At 71.7% G+C, this 19,038-nt stretch carries 13 protein-coding genes; 3 read left to right on the forward strand and 10 right to left on the reverse strand.

Annotated features, from left to right (window positions below; translation table 11 throughout):
- Positions 1-117: 117 nt before the first annotated feature.
- The 3 genes from BIV28_RS19780 to gyrB form a co-directional block, all read right to left on the reverse strand.
- Positions 118-909 carry a DUF3566 domain-containing protein gene (locus tag BIV28_RS19780; protein ID WP_242653045.1) on the reverse strand — a complete coding sequence of 264 codons (792 nt, stop codon included), beginning with the start codon at positions 907-909 and terminating at the stop codon, positions 118-120.
- Between the two features lie 56 nt (positions 910-965).
- Positions 966-3,719 (reverse strand): DNA gyrase subunit A, encoded by a 2,754-nt coding sequence (gene gyrA / locus BIV28_RS14380; RefSeq protein ID WP_083707365.1) that lies wholly within the window; start codon positions 3,717-3,719, stop codon positions 966-968.
- Between the two features lie 115 nt (positions 3,720-3,834).
- Positions 3,835-6,006 (reverse strand): DNA topoisomerase (ATP-hydrolyzing) subunit B, encoded by a 2,172-nt coding sequence (gene gyrB / locus BIV28_RS14385; protein ID WP_076262956.1) that lies wholly within the window; start codon positions 6,004-6,006, stop codon positions 3,835-3,837.
- Positions 6,007-6,445: 439 nt separating this feature from the next.
- Between gyrB and BIV28_RS14390 the strand changes: the two genes are divergently transcribed.
- A complete protein-coding gene (locus tag BIV28_RS14390) occupies positions 6,446-6,952 on the forward strand; it encodes a SigE family RNA polymerase sigma factor (RefSeq protein ID WP_076262958.1) in 507 nt (168 codons plus the stop codon).
- A gap of 183 nt (positions 6,953-7,135) precedes the next feature.
- Positions 7,136-8,200, forward strand: a complete 1,065-nt coding sequence (locus BIV28_RS14395) for a hypothetical protein (RefSeq protein ID WP_076262959.1) — start codon at positions 7,136-7,138, stop codon at positions 8,198-8,200.
- Positions 8,201-8,293: 93 nt separating this feature from the next.
- Here BIV28_RS14395 and BIV28_RS14400 read toward each other — a convergent pair whose 3' ends face one another.
- The 6 genes from BIV28_RS14400 to BIV28_RS14425 all read right to left on the reverse strand — a co-directional run bounded on the left by BIV28_RS14400 (position 8,294) and on the right by BIV28_RS14425 (position 15,718).
- Entirely contained in the window at positions 8,294-9,751 is a 1,458-nt protein-coding gene (locus tag BIV28_RS14400) for a protealysin inhibitor emfourin (RefSeq protein WP_076262961.1), read from the reverse strand.
- Positions 9,752-9,811: 60 nt separating this feature from the next.
- Positions 9,812-10,462: a DciA family protein gene (locus tag BIV28_RS14405; RefSeq protein ID WP_083707366.1), complete on the reverse strand. Its 651-nt coding sequence runs from the start codon at positions 10,460-10,462 to the stop codon at positions 9,812-9,814.
- Positions 10,455-11,834, reverse strand: a complete 1,380-nt coding sequence (recF, locus tag BIV28_RS14410; RefSeq protein WP_076262962.1) for a DNA replication/repair protein RecF — start codon at positions 11,832-11,834, stop codon at positions 10,455-10,457. Before recF ends, BIV28_RS14405 begins: the two co-directional genes overlap by 8 nt.
- Before the next feature lie 16 nt (positions 11,835-11,850).
- Positions 11,851-12,975, reverse strand: coding sequence for a phosphogluconate dehydrogenase (NAD(+)-dependent, decarboxylating) (gene gnd, locus BIV28_RS14415; RefSeq protein WP_076262963.1), 1,125 nt, complete (start codon positions 12,973-12,975; stop codon positions 11,851-11,853).
- Between the two features lie 178 nt (positions 12,976-13,153).
- Positions 13,154-14,281: a DNA polymerase III subunit beta gene (gene dnaN, locus BIV28_RS14420; protein WP_076262965.1), complete on the reverse strand. Its 1,128-nt coding sequence runs from the start codon at positions 14,279-14,281 to the stop codon at positions 13,154-13,156.
- A gap of 729 nt (positions 14,282-15,010) precedes the next feature.
- A complete protein-coding gene (locus tag BIV28_RS14425; RefSeq protein WP_076262967.1) occupies positions 15,011-15,718 on the reverse strand; it encodes a TetR/AcrR family transcriptional regulator in 708 nt (235 codons plus the stop codon).
- Between the two features lie 141 nt (positions 15,719-15,859).
- Here BIV28_RS14425 and BIV28_RS14430 point away from each other — a divergent pair, with 141 nt between their 5' ends.
- Positions 15,860-16,825: an NAD-dependent epimerase/dehydratase family protein gene (locus BIV28_RS14430; protein ID WP_076262968.1), complete on the forward strand. Its 966-nt coding sequence runs from the start codon at positions 15,860-15,862 to the stop codon at positions 16,823-16,825.
- Positions 16,826-16,876: 51 nt separating this feature from the next.
- On the opposite strand, the gene dnaA is transcribed toward BIV28_RS14430, so the two are convergent.
- Positions 16,877-18,631 (reverse strand): chromosomal replication initiator protein DnaA, encoded by a 1,755-nt coding sequence (dnaA, locus tag BIV28_RS14435; RefSeq protein WP_207556000.1) that lies wholly within the window; start codon positions 18,629-18,631, stop codon positions 16,877-16,879.
- Between the last annotated feature and the right edge of the window lie 407 nt (positions 18,632-19,038).

Raw genomic sequence — 19,038 nt, forward strand, 5'->3', positions numbered from 1 at the left:
TGATGACCGGGCGCGATGGGAAACGTTACCGGATGCCCCCAGCTGTCTCCAAAACGGCCCCCGCCCGGGCAGGGCGGGGGCCGTCAGGACGGGCTGGCTACGCGCTGATCCGACGCGTCAGTCGTCGGTGAGCGTCAGCTGCACGCCGCCGACGAGGGCGGAGCAGATGTTGTAGAGGAAGGCCATGACGGTCGCGATCGCCGTCATGAGGATGACGTCGATGACGCCGATGACGATCGACAGGGACACGACCCGGCCGAAGCCGACGTAGTCCTTGATCGAGAACGGGTCGGACGTCGTGGTCTGCAGCGACTGCAGGACGCCCTCGATGTCGGTGAAGACGTTCATCGTCGACAGGATCATCCACAGCACGGCCGTGAGGACGACGCCGGCGATGCCGAGCGCCACCGAGAGCAAGAAGCTCATCTTCATGACCGACCACGGGTCGACGCGGGCCACCGCCAGGCGGACGCGTCGGGGGCCCTTGGCCTTGCGCGGGGCGTTGGCTGGGCGCACCGCGGCCGTGGCCGCCGTCGCCGGACCGGTGCCCGGGGTGGCCGAGGCACCTGAGGCGCCGGACGCGCCGGCACCACTCACGCGCTGCTGCGGGCTCGTGCGCGTGGTGACCGCGCCCCGGGACAGCGACGTGTCGTTCGCGCCGCCGGACCGCGCGGCACCGGAGGCCCCGCTGGAGCCCGACGAGCCGCTGGAGCTGCTGAAGGAGGTCGTCGAGCCGGACGCGTAGGGCGAGCCGCTGCCGTAGTAGTCGGCCCCCGAGGTCATGGTCGCGTCGCTCGTACCCGAGGACGCCGACGACGCGCCCGACGAGGGCGTCGACGGTGCGGACGACGAGGCCCCGGCGGAGCCAGCGGACGGCGTCGAGCCGGACGTCGGGCTGCCGTTGCTCATGGACGGACCCGCGCCGTACCCCGTCGCCCCGAGCGGGCGGTCAGAGCTCGTCGCGCTCATGCGTCACCTCCGTTGTCACCTTCGGACGAACCATCCTCGTCACCCGAGGTTTCGTCCGACGGTACGCCATCGGGCCCGGGAACCGTAGCGGGCGCACTGGGAGCGGACGCCCCTGGCACGCCGCCCGTGCCCGAAGCGTCGCCTTCGCCCGTCGTGTCGGTTTCGCCCACCACCTCGGCCTCCTCCTTCTCCGGGTTGCGCGCGATCGCGACGACGCGGTCGTTCTTGCCCGGCTTGACGAGGATGACGCCCTGGGTGTTGCGGCCCTTGCGGGCGATGCCGGCCGTCGTGGCGCGCACGATGTTGCCGCGCTCGAAGACGACGAGCAGCTCGTCGTCGCCCGTGGTGGTCAGGGCGCCGGCGAGGTCGCCGTTGCGGTCGGTGATCTTGGCGACCGCGACGCCGAGCGTGGCCCGACCCTTGGGGTTCCACTCGTTGGCGGCGGTCCGCTTGGCCATGCCGTTCTCGAAGACGACGAAGACGTCGGGCTCGGTGCCGTCCTCGACGACGCACATGGCGAGCAGCTCGTCGTCGCCGCGGAACTTCATGCCCGTGACGCCGGAGGTCGAGCGGCCCATCGGGCGCAGCTGGCTGTCGGTGGCGTGGAAGCGCACCGACATGCCCTTGCGGGACACCAGCAGCAGGTCGTCCTCGGCGCTGACGAGCGAGGCCCCGACCAGCTCGTCCTCGTCGCGCAGGTTGATGGCGATGAGGCCACCCGAGCGCGGCGAGTCGTAGTCGGCCAGACGCGTCTTTTTGACCAGGCCCGCCTTCGTCGCGAGGACGAGGTAGGGCGCCGCCTCGTACGAGCGCAGCGCCATCACCTGGGCGATCTGCTCGCCCGGCTGGAAGGCCAGGATGTTCGCAACGTGCTGGCCCTTGCTGTCACGGCTGCCCTCGGGCAGCTCGTAGGCCTTGGCCCGGTACACGCGTCCGAGGTTGGTGAAGAAGAGCAGCCAGTGGTGGGAGGTCGTCGTGAAGAAGTGCTCGACCATGTCCTCGCCGCGCAGCGACGCGCCCCGGACGCCCTTGCCGCCCGGCTTCTGCGCGCGGTACTGGTCGACGCGCGTCCGCTTGGCGTAGCCGCCGCGCGTGATCGTGACGACGACGTCCTCCTCCGGGATGAGGTCCTCCATCGACATGTCGCCGTCGAAGGGGATGATCTCGGTGCGCCGGTCGTCGCCGTACTTGTCGACGATCGCCGCGAGCTCCTCGGAGACGATCTGACGCTGCCGCTCGGGCGAGGCGAGGATCGCGTTGTACTCGTCGATGAGCGCCTGCAGCTCGTCGTGGTCGGACTGCAGCTTCTCGCGCTCGAGGGCGGCGAGGCGGCGCAGCTGCATGTTGAGGATCGCGTTGGCCTGGATCTCGTCGATCGAGAGCAGCTCGATGAGGCCTTCTCGGGCGATGTCGACGGTGCGCGACCCGCGGATGAGCGCGATGACCTCGTCGAGCATGTCGAGCGCCTTGAGCAGTCCACGCAGGATGTGGATGTCGGCCTCGGCCTTGTTGAGGCGGAAGCGCGTGCGCCGGACGATGACCTCGATCTGGTGGTCGACCCAGTGCCGGATGAACCCGTCGAGCGGCAGTGTGCGCGGCACGTCGTCGACGAGGGCCAGCATGTTGGCGCCGAACGTCGTCTGCAGCTGCGTGTGCTTGTACAGGTTGTTGAGCACGACCTTCGCGACGGCGTCACGCTTGAGCGTGATGACGATGCGCAGGCCGGTGCGGCCCGAGGTCTCGTCGGTGATGTCGGCGATGCCGGCGATCTTGCCGTCCTTGACGAGGTCGGCGATCTTCATCGCGAGCATGTCGGGGTTGACCTGGTATGGCAGCTCGGTGACGACGAGGCACTGCCGGTTCTTGATCTCCTCGACGTTGACGACCGCCCGCATGATGATCGAGCCGCGGCCGGTGCGGTAGGCGTCCTCGATGCCCTTGTGGCCCATGATGAGCGACCCGGTGGGGAAGTCGGGGCCCTTGATGATGCCGAGCAGCGCCTCCAGGAGCTCCTCGCGCGAGATCTCCGGGTGGTCGAGGTAGTACTGGGCGCCGGCGGCGACCTCGCGCAGGTTGTGGCTCGGGATCTGGGTGGCCATGCCGACGGCGATGCCGGCCGAGCCGTTGACGAGCAGGTTGGGGAAGCGGCTCGGCAGGACCGCCGGCTGCATCGTCTTGCCGTCGTAGTTCGGGACGAAGTCGACGGTGTCCTGCTCGATGTCCCGCACCATCTCCATGGCGATCGGGGCCATCCGGCACTCGGTGTACCGCGGGGCGGCCGCGCCGTCGTTGCCGCGCGAGCCGAAGTTGCCCTGGCCCTGCACGAGCGGGTAGCGCAGCGACCAGTCCTGCACGAGGCGCACGAGGGCGTCGTAGATCGCCGAGTCGCCGTGCGGGTGGTAGTGACCCATGACGTCACCGACGACGCGGGCGCACTTGTTGAAGCCGCGGTCGGGGCGGTACCCGCCGTCGTACATGGCGTAGACGATGCGCCGGTGCACCGGCTTGAGGCCGTCACGGACGTCGGGCAGCGCGCGCGAGACGATGACCGACATCGCGTACTCGATGTAGCTGCGCTGCATCTCGGTGTTGAGGTCGACCGGCTCGACGCGGTCGTGCTCGCCGGGCTCCCGCGCGACCACCGCTCGGGCGTCGACGTTCTCCTCGGGCGTCTGGGTGACGTCGTCCCCGTCGGCGCCGGGCCCGTCGGTGGACTCGGGCGGCTCGTTGGGGGGCAGGTCGTCGCTCACGTCAGATCCTCTTGTCTGTCAGTCGGAGTGGGAGGCGTTGGGGGAGGGCCGTGGCGGGAGGTGCGGACGTTTCACGTGGAACGTCGCGGATGTCCCGCCGGCCGCCGCTTCGGGGTCAGATGTCGAGGAACGCCACGTCGTGGGCGTTCTTCTGGATGAACGTGCGTCGCGACTCGACGTCCTCGCCCATGAGGACCGCGAACACCTCGTCGGCCTTCGCGGCGTCGTCGAGGGTGACCTGGAGCAGCGTGCGTTTCTCGGGGTCCATCGTCGTCTCGCCGAGCTCGCCGTAGTTCATCTCGCCGAGGCCCTTGTAGCGCTGGATCGGGTTGTCCTTCGGCAGGCGCCAGCCCTTCTCCTCGCCGAGCTTCTTCAGGCCGTCGCGCTCCTTGTCGGAGTAGGCGAACTGGTGGTCGGCGTTGCTCCACCGGAGGCGGAACAGCGGCGGCTGCGCGAGGTAGACGTAGCCGGCCTCGATGAGCGGGCGCATGAACCGGAAGAGCAGCGTCAGCAGCAGCGTGCGGATGTGCATGCCGTCGACGTCGGCGTCGGCCATGAGGACGATCTTGTGGTACCGCGCCCGGGCGAGGTCGAAGTCCTCGCCGATGCCGGTGCCGAACGCCGAGATGAGCGCCTGGACCTCGTTGTTGGCGAGGATCTTGTCGATGCGCGCCTTCTCGACGTTGAGGATCTTGCCGCGGATCGGCAGGATCGCCTGGGTGTGCGGGTCGCGGGCCTGGGTGGCCGAGCCGCCGGCGCTGTCGCCCTCGACGATGAACACCTCGGAGCGGCTCGGGTCCTTGCTCTGGCAGTCCTTGAGCTTGCCCGGCAGGCCACCGGACTCGAGCAGGCCCTTGCGTCGCGTCGCCTCACGGGCCTTGCGCGCGGCCATGCGGGCCGCGGCCGCCTGGACCGACTTGCGGACGATGTCCTTGCCCTCGTTCGGGTGGGCCTCGAGCCAGTGGCCGAACTCGTCGGTCATGGCGCGCTGCACGAAGCCCTTGACCTCGGAGTTGCCGAGCTTGGTCTTGGTCTGGCCCTCGAACTGCGGCTCGCCGAGCTTGACCGAGATGACGGCGGTGAGGCCCTCACGGATGTCGTCGCCGGTGAGGTTCTCGTCCTTCTCCTTGAGCAGGTTCTGCTTGCGCGCGAAGTCGTTGACGAGCTTGGTCAGCGCCGCGCGGAAGCCCTCCTCGTGCGTGCCGCCCTCGTGGGTGTTGATGTTGTTGGCGTAGGTGTGGACCGACTCGGAGTACGCGGTGGTCCACTGCATCGCCAGCTCGAGGGAGAGCATGCGCTCGGAGTCCTCGGTCTCGAGCGAGATGACGTCGGGGTGCACCGGCTCGCTGCGCTTGCTGCTGTTGATGTGGTTGACGTAGTCGACGAGGCCGCCGTCGTAGCGGTAGGTGACCTTCTTGGCCGTGACCTTCTTCTTCTCGCCGGCGCCGCCCGACGCGTCGGCCGCGGAGTCGTCGTCGCTGGCCTCGACCTCGGTGAGGTCGGACTCGACGCCGTCGAGGTCGACCTCGCCCTCGGCGGACGCGTCGACGCGCTCGTCGGTGAGGCTGATCGTCAGCCCCTTGTTGAGGAACGCCGTCTGCTGGAAGCGCGCCCGGAGCGTCTCGTAGTCGTAGACGGTCGTGTCGAAGATCTCCGGGTTGGCCCAGAACGTGATCGTCGTGCCGGTCTCGTCGGTGGCCTCCTCCTGGCGCAGGGGCCCGTCGGGCACGCCCATGGAGAAGCTCATCCGGTGCACGTGGCCCTTCTGGCGCACGGCGGCCTTGAGCGTCGTCGACAGCGCGTTGACGACCGAGGACCCGACGCCGTGCAGGCCGCCGGAGACCTTGTAGCCACCGCCACCGAACTTGCCACCGGCGTGCAGCTGGGTCAGGACGAGCTCGACGGCGCTGATCTTCTCGACCGGGTGGATGTCGGTGGGGATGCCACGACCGTTGTCCTTGACGCGGACGCCACCGTCGGCGAGGAGCGTGACGTCGATCTGGGTGGCGTAGCCGGCGAGGGCCTCGTCGACGGAGTTGTCGACGATCTCGTAGACGAGGTGGTGCAGGCCGCGCTCACCGGTGGAGCCGATGTACATGCCCGGACGCTTGCGGACCGCTTCGAGCCCCTCGAGGACCGTGATCGCGCTCGCGTCGTAGTCGACGCCGTTGGGCCGGAGGTCGGCGGGCGCCGCGACGGCGGGGTCACCGGCCGCGTCGATCGCCGGGTCGATTGCCGAGGCCGCGGGGTCGATGGGATTCTGGGGCGTCTGGTCGGCCTCGGACACGTCTCTCCTCTTCACACGTCGACGCGGGTGCGCACTTCACGCCTGCGACCCGCGTCGTGCCACCGGTCGGTGACATCGGGACGGCCCGCCCGTGTCAGACGGCACGGTCGAGCCGAGTCCCACTCATTCTAACGGGCCGAGCGCCTCGACCGTGCCCCGCAAACGCCCGGGAGGGCACTTTTCCGGCCCGAAACCCCGCTGATCCGGGGGGAGGATCACGACCCGGCCCCCCAGCGCGCCTCAGGTGCCTTCTCACGACACGGCGTCCTCGCCCACCGCGCCGGGCCGCGAAACCCCGGGATCCGCACGAATCGGCCAGACTCCGGTGACAACGCCGACGCGGCCGCGGGCGTCTGGACTGGTGCCGGCAGCCGCCGGCGACATGACTCGCCGGACGCCTCCACAGGCCCCTCGGGTCGGACGACAGGGGACAGCACCGATGGACGACGCCGACCGGCGGGACGACTTCACGGCCTGGGTCAGGTCGCGCGAGCAGGCACTCGGCCGGCTCGCCTTCCTGCTCACCGGTGACCGCGACACCGCCGAGGACCTGCTGCAGAACTCCCTCGCCAAGGTGTACCGGCACTGGGAGCGGGTGCGGGCGGCCGAGCTGCCCGACGCGTACGTGCGGCGGCTCAGGGTCAACGAGAACAACTCGCGGTGGCGGCGGGTGCTGCGCCGGCCCGAGTCGCCGGGCAGCCACGTGCTCGAGGTCGTGGCGCCGCCGGCGCCGGCCGGGCTCGACGCGTCGGAGGCCCTCGACCTGTGGCGGCACGTGCAGGCGCTGCCCACCCAGCAGCGGGCCGCCGTCGTGCTCCGCTACTACGAGGACCTCACCGAGGCCCAGACCGCGGCGGTCCTCGGCTGCTCGGTCGGGACCGTCAAGAGCCACACCAGCCGCGCCATCGGTGCGCTGCGCACGAGGATGAGCGAGGTCACGGCATGAGCGACCCGAACCGCACCCCGGACGCCGCCGGCCCCCCGGACCTGGGGCTCAGGCAGGCCCTCGACGCGCGGGGCGAGGGCGTCCGCGTCGTCGGTGACCTCGCCGAGCGCGCCATCCGCCGCGACACCCAGCTGCGCCGTCGCCGTACGGCGGCGGTCGGCGTCGACGACGCGGCCGACCGACGTGCCGACGCCCTCGGCGCCGGTCACGCCCCCGCCGTCCACCGCGCCGACCCCTGCGCCGACCCCGACGCCGACCCTCACGGCCGACGGGTCGCCCGCGCCCGCGGACCTGCGACCCGCCACCGGCGACCCGACCGCCACGACCGAGATCCCCTACCTCGTCGACGGCGTCATCCACGACGGGAGCAGGACGCTGACCGTCGGGCGGTCGATCTCCGGCGGTTCCCTATGGGACCTGCCGGGCGGTCGCTGGCTCGTCGCGCAGGGGGAGACCGGCGTCGTGCGCGTCCTGCAACCCCTCGACCTGGCCACGGTGCGCCTGCGTGGGGACACGGTGACCGTCGCGGGCGACGGCAACCTGATCGTCGTCGAGACGCGCGGAACGCTGCGTGCCTACGAGGCGGGCGGCATCCTGATTCGCACGCTCCCCGCCTCGGCCTGCGACTGCGCCGCCGGGTTCGAGGCCGTCGGCGTCATCGACCGCGTCGTCTACGCCAACCGTGGGTCCGGCGGTGACGCCGTCGCCTGGGACGTCCTCGACGGGAACATCACTCCGGTGCCGCACCGGCTCGCGCTCGTCGACGCGGCGACGGGCACGGCGCTCGTGGCACCAGATCCGAACACGCCATCCGCGCGGACGTGCAACGCGCTCGTCGACCTCGCCAGCGACCGCACCCTGTGGCGGCTCTGCGGTCCGCTGCTGTTCCGGTCGTTCTCCGCCGACGGGCGCTACCTGCTCGCGACCGGCGAGATCGACGGCCTCGCGGACTCCGAGCTCAACCCCGACCGGACGTTCCGGTACGGCGGGCTCGTCGTCGTGCGCACCAGCGACGCCGCAGTCGTGCTCGAGGGCAGGGGCGACCCCGCCACCGGGATCGACTCCCCGGTCAGCTACCGCATGGGCTCCGACGGCACGGTCACGGTGCAGGTCGGGGCCGCAGCCGGCAGCCGCGCCCTGCAGCGGTGCAACCTCAACGGTGTCTGCCAGGTCGTGGCCCCGGCCCGGCCGCGCGACCAGGTAGACATTCCGGAAGGAGAGGACCCGTACTTCCTCGCCGGGAACTGACCTCCGCGGCGGTTCGGGGCCCGTTCGGGTCTCTCCGTCCGTGCTCCACCGCGGTCGAAGAGACCCGACCGGTGACGAACAGCCGGACCGCCCTCAGTCGTCGCGCGGATCGAGGGTGCGCTCGAAGAGAGAGTGGATGGCCTCGGGCAGGTGCGGCTCCTGGATCGTCACGTCGCAGCCCGCCTCGTCGCACACGACCGAGTAGATGAACGCATCGGGGTGCGTGCCCTCGGTGGAGGCCGCGATGCGCTGCAGCGTCGGGGCCGCGAGCAGGTGCTGCCAGTCCTTCTGGTCGCGCTCGGACAGCTCGCCGATGGCCACCCGCCGCTCCCGGACCTGGCCCGCGAAGCCGCCGGTACGGCGGAGCACGACCTGCGCGTCGGGGCTCGGCGGCGTCGCGGGCCCGGCGCCGCCGCTCGACCCGCCCTCAGCCGCACCCGAACCCGAACCCGGACCGCCGGGCGCCTGGCCCCCGGCAGCAAGGACGCCGACCTGCTGCCACGCGTCGCGCACCGCGGTGTGCTGGGAGGAGCCGTCACCGTGGGCGGCGGCAGCGGCGTCGACCGTGAGGGTCGCGAACGTCGCGAAGTCGCAGTCGGGCTTGATCGACCCACCCGACACGACGGCGTACCAGATGTGACCGGCGTCCTCCCACGCGTTGCCGCCGATGGCGACGGCGGCGAGGGCGAAGGCGCGGTTGGGGATGCCGGAGTTGATGTGGACGCCGCCGTTGTCGTCCTGGGTGTCGACGTAGCCGGCCATGTCGGCCGGCTGCGGGTCCTTGCCGAGGCGCGGGTCGTCGTAGGCGGTGCCGGGGTTGCGCATGTCGCGCAGCGCCCGTCCCTTGACCGAGGGGTTGAGCAGGTCGGCACCGACGAGCCAGTCGGCCTGGTCGGCGGACTGCCCGAGCTGGTGCTGCTTGACGAGGACCCCGAAGACGTCCGAGATCGACTCGTTGAGCGCGCCCGACTGCCCCTGGTACTGCAGCCCGGCCGTGTGCTCGGTGACCCCGTGCGCGAGCTCGTGCCCGATGACGTCGACGCTCTTGGTGAACCGCTCGAAGATGACGCCGTCGCCGTCGCCGAACACCATCTGGGTGCCGTCCCAGAACGCGTTGTCGTAGTTGCGGCCGTAGTGGACGGTCGCGAGCAGCGGCAGCCCCTGGCCGTCGAGCGAGTTGCGCTGGTAGGCCTGCCACCACAGCTCCCACGTGGCGCCGAGCCCGTCGTAGGCCTCGTTGACCGCCGGGTCGGACGAGGCCGCCCCGCCCTCGCGCCGCACCGTGGTGCCGGGAGTGGTCTGGGCACCCTTCGCGTCGGCGATGGTCCGCTCGGGCACCGGCGTCGACGGGGTCGCGGCGCCGGGCTTGCCGGGCCGGTGGTGGCGCCGCTTCGCGGCGACGGTCGGCGCGCTGCGCAGCTCGCGGACCGACGCGTCGTGGCGCAGCGCCTGGCGCGCCTCCGCCGCGACCGCGGGCTCGGCGCTGCGCGCGAGCTCCTCGAGCATGTAGGGCGGGACGATCGTGCAGCGGTGCGTCGGCGTCGGGGTCATGGAGCCAGTCTGCGACGCGTCGCTGACAGTCGCCTGCCGAGCGACCCGCGCTCCCGCCGGTCAGCCGTAGGTGTCGCGCGGGCCGCGGGAGTCGGGAGAACGGCGGGCCCCGCGGTTCCACGACGGCGCGCTCGGACCGACGACCCGCAGCTCGCTCACCGCACCGACGCCGACCTCCTCCTCGATCCGCGCAAGAAGCGACGAGGCGAGCAGCCGCATCTGGGTGGCCCAGGCCGTCGAGTCGGCGCGCACGGTCAGCACGCCGTCGACGAACGTGGCCGGCTCGACGTGCGTCGCGATGTCCGGGCCGACGATCTCGGGCCAACGCCCCATCACCGACCCGACCGCCACGTCGACCCGCCATCCGCGGTCGAGGAGCAGGCGGTCGAGCTGGTCGCCGAGCAGCGTCGGGTCCCGCCCGTCGCGGCTCGAGCCCGACAGCGTCGGTTCGCCGATGGGCCGGCGCCGCTTGCGCGGCTTCATGCCCGGCCGGAGCCCCTTCTCCGACGCCGCGGCCCGCGCCCGGGCCAGGGCCGACGCGGCGGCGTCGGCGATCCGGGTGTCGGTGTCCGAGGGCCCCGGCTCATCGGACGACGCGGGGTTGCCGGCGTCCGCCGCGTTCTCGCCCGCTGGGCGCGCCGCGTCGTCGACGGGCGTTGCGCCCTCGTCGCGCCCGGATCCTCCGGCGTCCGGCGCGACCTCGTCAGCCATCGGCCGCGACCTCGCCGTCGGCAGCGAGTGTCGATGAGTCGTGACCCGACGCGTCGTCACCCGACGGGTCCTCACCCGCGTCGCGCGCGTCATCGGGCGCGTCGTCGGACAGCACGCCAGGGACGGCCGTGGCCTCGGGAGCCTCGCCGCCCGACAGCTCACCCGGAGCCACGGCGCCGGGCGTCCCGACGGCACCGAGCTCGACGGCGAAGGTCGACCCCCGCTCGCGGAGCCGGTCGGGCACGTCGGCACCGACCGCGGCCGTGATGAGCACCTGCTCGCAGTCGTCGACGAGGGCTGCGAGCCGCTCGCGCCGGCCGGAGTCGAGCTCGGCGAAGACGTCGTCGAGCACGAGGACGGGGTCATCGCCGAGGTCGCGGCGCAGCAGGCGGTAGGCCGCGAGCCGCAGCCCGAGCGCGAACGACCACGACTCGCCGTGGCTCGCGTAGCCCTTGGCCGGCAGCTCGCCGAGCGACAGGACGAGGTCGTCCCGATGCGGCCCGACCAGGGTGACCCCGCGTTCGACCTCGGTGCCGCGCACCTGCGCCAGCGTCTCGAGCATCCCGGCGCGCAGCTCGTCGACCTCCGGCACCTCGCCCGCGGCGATCCGTGCGGCGAGGTCCTCGTGCAGTGAGCTGCGGTAGACGGCCCTGGCGTTGGAGGCGGCCGCGCTCACGGCGTCGTAGCACTCGGCGAGGTCGGGGACGAGGTCGCGCAGCAGCCGCAGCCGGGCGTAGACCAGCTGGGAGCCGACGCCGGCGAGGTGGTCGTTCCACACGTCGAGGGTGTGCAGCGCCGCCTCGCGCGCCTCGTCGCTGCTCGGGTCACCCGGCCGCGGACGGTACCGGGAGCCCTTCCGCAGCACGGGAGCCGCCGACTTCAGCAGGGCGTTGCGCTGGCGCAGGATCTTGTCGTAGTCAGACCGCACCCCGGCCCACCGCGGCTGACGCTGCACGAGCAGGTCGTCGAGGAACCGACGCCGCTCGGACGGGTCACCCTTGACGAGCGCGAGGTCCTCCGGCGCGAAGAGCACGGTGCGCACCGTGCCGAGCACGTCGCGCGGCTTGACCGGGGCCCGGCCGAGCCTGGCCCGGTTGGCCCGGCCCGGCGTGATCTCGAGCTCGACGAGCGTCTCGCGGTCGTCGCGCACGACGGCACCGCGGATGACCGCCTGGCTCGCCCCGAACCGCACCAGTGGCTGGTCCGTCGCGACCCGGTGCGACCCGAGCGTCGCGAGGTAGCCGACGGCCTCGACGAGGTTGGTCTTGCCCTGCCCGTTGAGACCGACGAGCGTCGTGACCCCCGGCGACAGGGCGAGCTCCGCGCTCGGGTAGCTGCGGAAGTCCTTGAGGGTCAGGTGCCGGACATGCAACGAAACCCGGCCTGGCTCAGGCCTTCTTGGCGGCGCGCTTCTGACCGCGCACCGTGTCGGCCGTGTCGGTCGCCTTCGAGGCCGCCTTGCGCCCCGACGTGGCCGCCGTCTTCGCGGTGGCGACGTTCGCCTTCGACGCCGACGCGGCGGCACGCTTGCTCGCGGCCTTCGTCGCGGCGCGCTTGGTCGCCCCCTTCTTCGCGGCAGCCTTCTTGGCCGGCGCCGCCGGGGCGGACCCCGTGCGCAGCGTCTCGCCCTCGGCGATCGTCATGACCTGGTGGCCGCCGAACTGGCCGCGCAGCGCCGCCACGGCCTGCATCGTCGGCGAGCTCTCCTGGCGGGAGGCGAACCGGGCGAAGAGCGAGGCCGAGATGACCGGCATCGGCACCGACAGGGCGATGGCCTCCTCGACGGTCCAGCGACCCTCGCCGGAGTCGTTGGTGTAGTCCGACACGTCGTCGAGGTGCGGGTTCTCCTCGAGCGCCTTGACCATGAGGTCGAGCAGCCAGGACCGCACGACGGTGCCGCGGCTCCACGCCTTGAAGGCGCCCGGGACGTCGGTGACGATGTCCTTCTTCTCGAGCAGCTCGTAGCCCTCGGCGTACGCGGCCATGAGGCCGTACTCGATGCCGTTGTGGACCATCTTCGTGTAGTGGCCGGCGCCGACCTTGCCGGCGTGGACGAAGCCCTCCTCGCGGGGGCCCTCGGGGCGCAGCGCGTCGAAGATGGGCATGGCCTTGTTGACCCACTTCTTGTCGCCACCGCACATCAGGCCGTAGCCGTTCTCGAGGCCCCAGATGCCGCCGCTGACGCCGCAGTCGATGTAGCCGATCTTCTTGCCGGCGAGCAGCTTGGCGTTCTCGAAGTCGTCGGTGAAGCGCGAGTTGCCGCCGTCGATGACGAGGTCACCCGGCTCGAGCAGATCGGCGAGCTTGGCGACGGTCTCACGCGTCGGGTCTCCGGCCGGGACCATGACCCACACGACGCGGGGCGCCTCGAGCTTCTTGACGAGGGCGGCCATCGTCGCGACGTCGCGCACGGCCGGGTTGAAGTCGAACCCGACGACCTCGTGGCCCGCGCGACGCAACCGCTCCCGCATGTTGCCGCCCATCTTGCCGAGACCGATCAGACCGAGCTGCATGTCGGGAGCCTTTCTGGGGGAGTGCAGGGAGCGAGGTGCGGCAGGGGGTGCCGGTGGAGCACGAGCGGTTCGAGGCTACGCCTGCCGGAGCACCGGGTGCACCGGCGGGCGCGTCCGTGGTCGGGCGGGCGCCCCGGGCCGCCGTCCCGGCGAGGGCGACGCCAGAGGACGACCGGCCTCAGCTGGCGAAGCGGACCGGCATGAGGACGTAGCGGTAGGTGCCGTCGGGCTCGCCGTCGGCCTCCTCCTGCCCGGACAGCACCGCGGGCCGGCTCGGCTGGGTGAACGACAGCCGGCTGAAGGCGGTGCCGACGGCGTGCAGGCCGTCGAGGAGAAACTGCGGGTTGAAGGCGATCTGGATCTCGGGCCCGGTCAGGGTGGCCTCGACCGCCTCGGACGCCTGGGCGTCGTCGCCGGTGCCGGCCTCGATGGCGACCTGGCCGTCGGTGAACTTCAGCAGCACCGGGGTGTTGCGCTCGGCGACGAGGGCCACGCGCTTGACGGCCTCCTCGAGGGCGGCGGTCTCGACGACGGCCTCGGTGTCGACGCTCGTCGGGAAGATCGAGGTGACCTTCGGGTACTCGCCGTCGAGCAGGCGGGTCGTGGCCCGACGCTGCCCGGCCTCGAAGCCGATGAGGCCGTCGCCGCCGGCACCGAACGCGAGCGACACCGTGCCGGACGCGCCGAGCGCCTTGGCCGTGTCGGAGAGCTGGCGCGCCGGGACGAGGGCGACGTGGCTCGCGTCGGACTCGCTCGGCGTCCACGACAGCTCGCGCATCGCGAGGCGGTAGCGGTCGGTGGCGAGCAGGGTCACCTTGTCGCCCTCGATCTCCATGCGGACGCCGGTGAGGATCGGCAGCGTGTCGCCGCGGTCGGCCGCGATCGAGACCTGCGCGACGGCCTGGGTGAAGGTGTCACCGGCGATGGTGCCGCTGGCGTCGGGCGCCGCAGGCAGCGTCGGGTAGTCGGCGGCGGGCATCTCGCGCAGGCTGAAGCGCGAGGACCCGCACGCGACGTTGACCTTCGTGCCGTCGGTGCTGACGTCGATGGGCTTGTTCGGCAGGTTGCGCGAGATGTCGGCGAGCAGGCGGCCGAGCACGAGCACCTGGCCGGCCTCAGCGACGTCGGCCGGCACGGTGATCTTCGCGGAGACCTCGTAGTCGAAGGCCGACAGCGTCAGCGAGCCCTCCTCGCTGGCCTCGAGGAGCACGCCCGCGAGCACGGGCACGGGCGGGCGCGCCGGCAGACCGCGCGCCACCCAGGTCACGGCCTCGGCCAGGACGTCTCGCTCAACCCGAAACTTCACGGTGCTCTCACTTCGACAGGTTGGACATGGGGGCTCAGACACTAGTCCCTGCGCCCGAGGTGGCACCACAAACACGCCACAAACGGTCGTGGGCCCCGGCACCTGGCGCAGGGCCGTGTCGGGGGGAGTCTTCCACCGGCCCTCCCCGTCCCGGTCGTCGGGTCGCTCGAGACCCTCGTTGTCGGGGCATCTCCCGTGATCTGGGTTCTCGTCATCGTCATAGGTGCTGTGGATCCTGTGGACAAGCGGTGTCGACGCAGGTCAGCGCGTCGTTTCGGGTGTGCAGGGGGTGTGGGTCGCCGACGGGTGGGCCCACGAGCTGTTGTGGACGCGATTTCACTGTTCACACGGCGCTCACAAGCCGGGTGCAGTTTTTCCGCAAGATTTCCGGCCTCGTCCACACCTGTCCACAGTGTCCTTGTGGAAAGAGCCGGAGCCCATGTCCGTTTTGCGTGCATTGGTGGCTAGTCACCTGTGGATGGAGGCGGCCTCCGCTTCCACAGAGTTGTCCACAGAGGTGGATAACCACAGCTGGGGGTAGAGCCTGTGGGTTGCGATCGGGAGGGTCACGAGCCGGTCACGCTGTGCACACAGCTGTGGATGTGGATGTGGACGGGTGTGGACGTCGGGCCGTTCGGGGGTAGCCCCACCTGGGCCCACCGAGGGGTCCGGTACGTGGTGACTAGTCACCTCCGTCCCGTTCGCGGCACTCGTCCGGCTACGGGCGCGTCAGTCAGCCACGACGAGGCGTCGCGACACCGCGACGTGCCAACCGAAGAGCGCCTCGGGGTCGGGGACCGGTCCGAGCTGGTCGAACACCTCGCTCGTCACGGCGCCGAGCAGCAGCGTCCACGCGCTGAGGCCCTGGGCCAGCGCCTCCGCGTCGACGGCCGTGCCCGCGAAGAAGTCGTCGTCGAGGAAGCCCCCGACGGCCGGCCCCGCGAGCCGAGCCAGTTCCGGCGACGGTGCAGGAGTGCGGCCGGCCCGGGCTGCTGCGTCGACGATGCCGGTGACGATCGCGAGGACGGCGGTGCCGGGTCCGGTCGTGCGGTCCGCGGGCGCGGTGTAGTCGGGCACGGGCGAGCCGTAGAGGAGGGCGAAGTCGTGCGGGCGCTCCAGCGCCCACCGCCGCAGCCCGTGCGCGACCGCCTCCCATCGCCCCCCGAGGTCGGTCGGGTCGACCGCCCCGTGCGCCGCCGTGACCGTGGCGGCGAGCGAGGTGTAGCCGTCGACGATGAGTCGGGTCAGCAGCTCGTCGCGGCTCTCGACGTACCGGTAGATGCCCGAGCTGACCATGCCGAGGTCGCGGGCGACGGCCCGCAGGCTCAGGGCGGCCGCCCCCGAGGAGGCCAGGTGCTCGCGGGCAACGCGGAGGATGTCGGCCTCGACGGCGAGGCGGTTGCGGGCCCGGCGGCCGAGGGTCTCGGTGGGGGTCATGGGACGAGCCTGACACAACCGACGAAGAAATGTGAGCACTGCTCTTGATTTCGTGCTGTCGAACGCCCATGCTTGAAATGTGAGCAGCGCTCACGTTTCCGCTAAATCCACCGCACCCATCGACTCGTCCAGGAGCCCCTCATGTCCCACCACCTCGTCGTCGGCGCCGGTGGCGTCGGCCGCTCGACGACCGCGGCCCTCGTGGCCGCCGGTCACACCGTCACCCTCGCGTCGCGATCGGGCCGCGTCACCGAGCGCCCGTGGCAGGACGCGCACCGCGACGCCGTCGAGGTCGTCTCCGCGGACGCCGCCGACGCGACGCGCCTCGCATCGCTGGCGCGCGGTGCCGCGAGCATCGTGAACGCCGTCAACCCGCCCAGCTACCTGACCTGGGACACCGACTGGCCGCCCGTCGCCGCGGCCATGCTCGAGGCAGCCGAGTCCACGGGCGCCGGCCTCGTCATCATCGGCAACCTCTACGGCTACGGGCGCGTGGAGGCCCCGATGACGGAGGAGGACCCGATGCGTCCCGCCGGCCACAAGGGGGCCCTGCGCGCCGACATGTGGACCGAGGCCCTGGCCCGCCACCGCGCCGGCCGGATCCGCGTCACCGAGCTGCGCTCGAGCGACTACTTCGGCCCGGGCACGACGCCGCGCACGAGCTACCTCAACGACATCGTCGTCGACGCCCTCCTCGCCGGCCGCACACCCTTCGTCCCCGTGGGTCGGGCCGACGCCCCCCACTCGTGGACCTACGTGCCCGACGTGGGCGCGACGGCCGCCCGCATCGCGCTCGAGGACGCGGACTCGGTCGCGTGGGGCCGCGCCTGGCACGTCCCGACCTCCGCGCCGCGCACGTTCGACGAGGCCGCGCAGGATGTCGCCCGGATCGCCGGCGTCCGGGCGCGCCGCGTTCGGGTGCTGCCGAGGCCGCTCGGCACCGCCGCCGGGCTCGTCGTGCCCTTCATGCGCGAGGTGCGCGAGACGCGCCACCAGTTCGAGCGGCCCTTCGTCCTCGACACCACCCGGACCGAGCGAACCTTCGGGCTCGCGCCGACGCCGTGGGAGGACGCGCTCGCGGCCACCGTCGCGGCGCGGCGCGCCTGACGCGTCCGTGCACCGACGCGTCAGGCGCGCCGAAGCGTCAGTGGGCGCCGCTCAGTGGGACTGCTGGCGGATCCGGTTCGTCAGCTCGGTGACCTGGTTGTAGATGGCGCGCCGCTCGCCCATGAGCTCGCGGATCTTGCGGTCGGCGTGCATGACCGTGGTGTGGTCGCGGCCGCCGAAGTGCTGGCCGATCTTCGGCAGCGACAGGTCGGTCATCTCGCGGCACAGGTACATGGCGATCTGCCGGGCGGTGACGAGTTGGCGCGAGCGGCTCGAGCCGCAGAGGTCCTCGAGCGTCACCGCGTAGTACGCGGCCGTGACCGCCATGATCGTCGCGGCCGTCACCTGGTTCGGCGTCTCGTTCGGCAGCACGTCCTTGAGGACGATCTCGGCGAGCGGGAGGTCGACCGGCTGGCGGTTGAGGTTGCTGAAGGCCGTGACGCGGATGAGCGCGCCCTCGAGCTCACGGATGTTCGTGCTGAAGTTCGTCGCGATGTACTCCAGGACGTCGTCCGGGACCTTCATGCGGTCCTGGATCGCCTTCTTGCGCAGGATGGCGATGCGGGTCTCGAGGTCGGGCGGCTGGACGTCGGTGAGCAGGCCCGACTCGAACCGGGTGCGCATCCGGTCCTCGAAGCCGGACAGCTCGCGCGGCGGCAGGTCGCTGGTGATGACGATCTGCTTGTTCGCGTTGTGCAGCGTGTTGAAGGTGTGGAAGAACTCCTCCTGGGTCTGCAGCTTGCCCTGGAGGAACTGGATGTCGTCGATGAGCAGCACGTCGACGCTGCGGTAGCGGGCCTGGAACGCGCTCGCCTTGTCGTCGCGGATGCTGTTGATGAAGTCGTTGGTGAACTCCTCGGAGTTCACGTAGCGCACCCGGACGCCGGGGAACATCGTGCGGGCGTAGTGCCCGATCGCGTGGAGCAGGTGGGTCTTGCCGAGCCCGGACTCGCCGTAGACGAAGAGCGGGTTGTAGGCCTTGGCCGGCGCCTCGGCCACCGCGACGGCGGCCGCGTGGGCGAACCGGTTGCTCGCGCCGATGACGAACGTGTCGAAGGTGTACTTCGGGTTCAGACGCGTGTCGCCGACCACCGGGGGCTCGGGCCGCTGCTGGCGCAGCGGGCCGCTCTCGCCGCCGGCGCGGAGCGGGTCGATCCCGTGGTCGGGGGCCGGGTAGGCCTGCGGACGCGGCTCGTCGAGGTCGGCGCCGTCGAGCGCGGGCGCGCTCTCGGCGAGGTCGCGCAGCGGGTTCGGGTTGGCGGCCGCGGGGTGCACCTGCGAGTACGGGCTGCCGAGCGGCGGCTGGACCGGGGCGGCGTGGCCGTTGGACCCGGCGTGGGCGGCCGGCGCACCGGGCCCGGCCTGGCCCGAGGAGCCGGTGCCGTGGTTGATGCCGTGGTGGGGCAGCTGACCCATCTGGCCCACCTGCCCGAGCTGGCCCTGGTGACCGGGCGTCGAGGCGAACGGGTTGGCGGGGCGCGCGCCCTCCGACAGGGCGGGCTGGCCCGTGGGCTCGTCGCTGATGATGCCGAGATCGGTCTCGAGGGTCTCATCGACGGAGACCGCGAGCTGCACCGGGTGCCCGAGCTGCTCGCCGAGCGCCGCGTGCACCTGGTCGCGCATGCGCGTCTCGAGGAAGTCCTTGGTGAAGTTGTTCGGCACGCGCACCAGCGCCACCTGGTCGAGGACGCCGATGAGCCGGCACAGCCGTACGAAGGCCCGTTCGCGGTTGGACAGGCCGACCGAGTCGAGCGTGCGCAGCGTCTCCTGCCAGATCTGTGCGTAGTCGACGCCTGCCTCGGCCACCTGGTCCCACCTACCCCTGAGTCAGTCCTCGGGCCCGTCGGTCGGGCACGTTCCGGTACGCCCCGGTGGCGGCTCTCGTGCCGCGCGACCGGGCTGGACGGCCCTCCGCCGTCCGCTGTCCGGGTGAACGATGCCTTGTTGTCCACACGTTTGTCCACAGCCTGTGCATGGGTGGACCAGGACCGTAAGCACCGAAACCTACAACTCGAGGGCGGCGGTGACAATCGTCAGGTGCGCTGATTCGGTCAACTCCCGGCGTGTCGGCTTGATTCTGTCCGCGAAGCGCCCAAGATCGGTCGGTTCGGCGGCGGCACCCGCGCGGCCCCGCCTCGGTTTGACCCTCGTTCCGGCGCTCCCGTATCGTTGACCGAGCGTGTCTGCGACCTCTTTCGCATGCCCATGGCGCC

The sequence above is a fragment of the Intrasporangium flavum genome (assembly GCF_001956915.1).
In the GTDB taxonomy this organism is placed as follows: domain Bacteria; phylum Actinomycetota; class Actinomycetes; order Actinomycetales; family Dermatophilaceae; genus Monashia; species Monashia flava.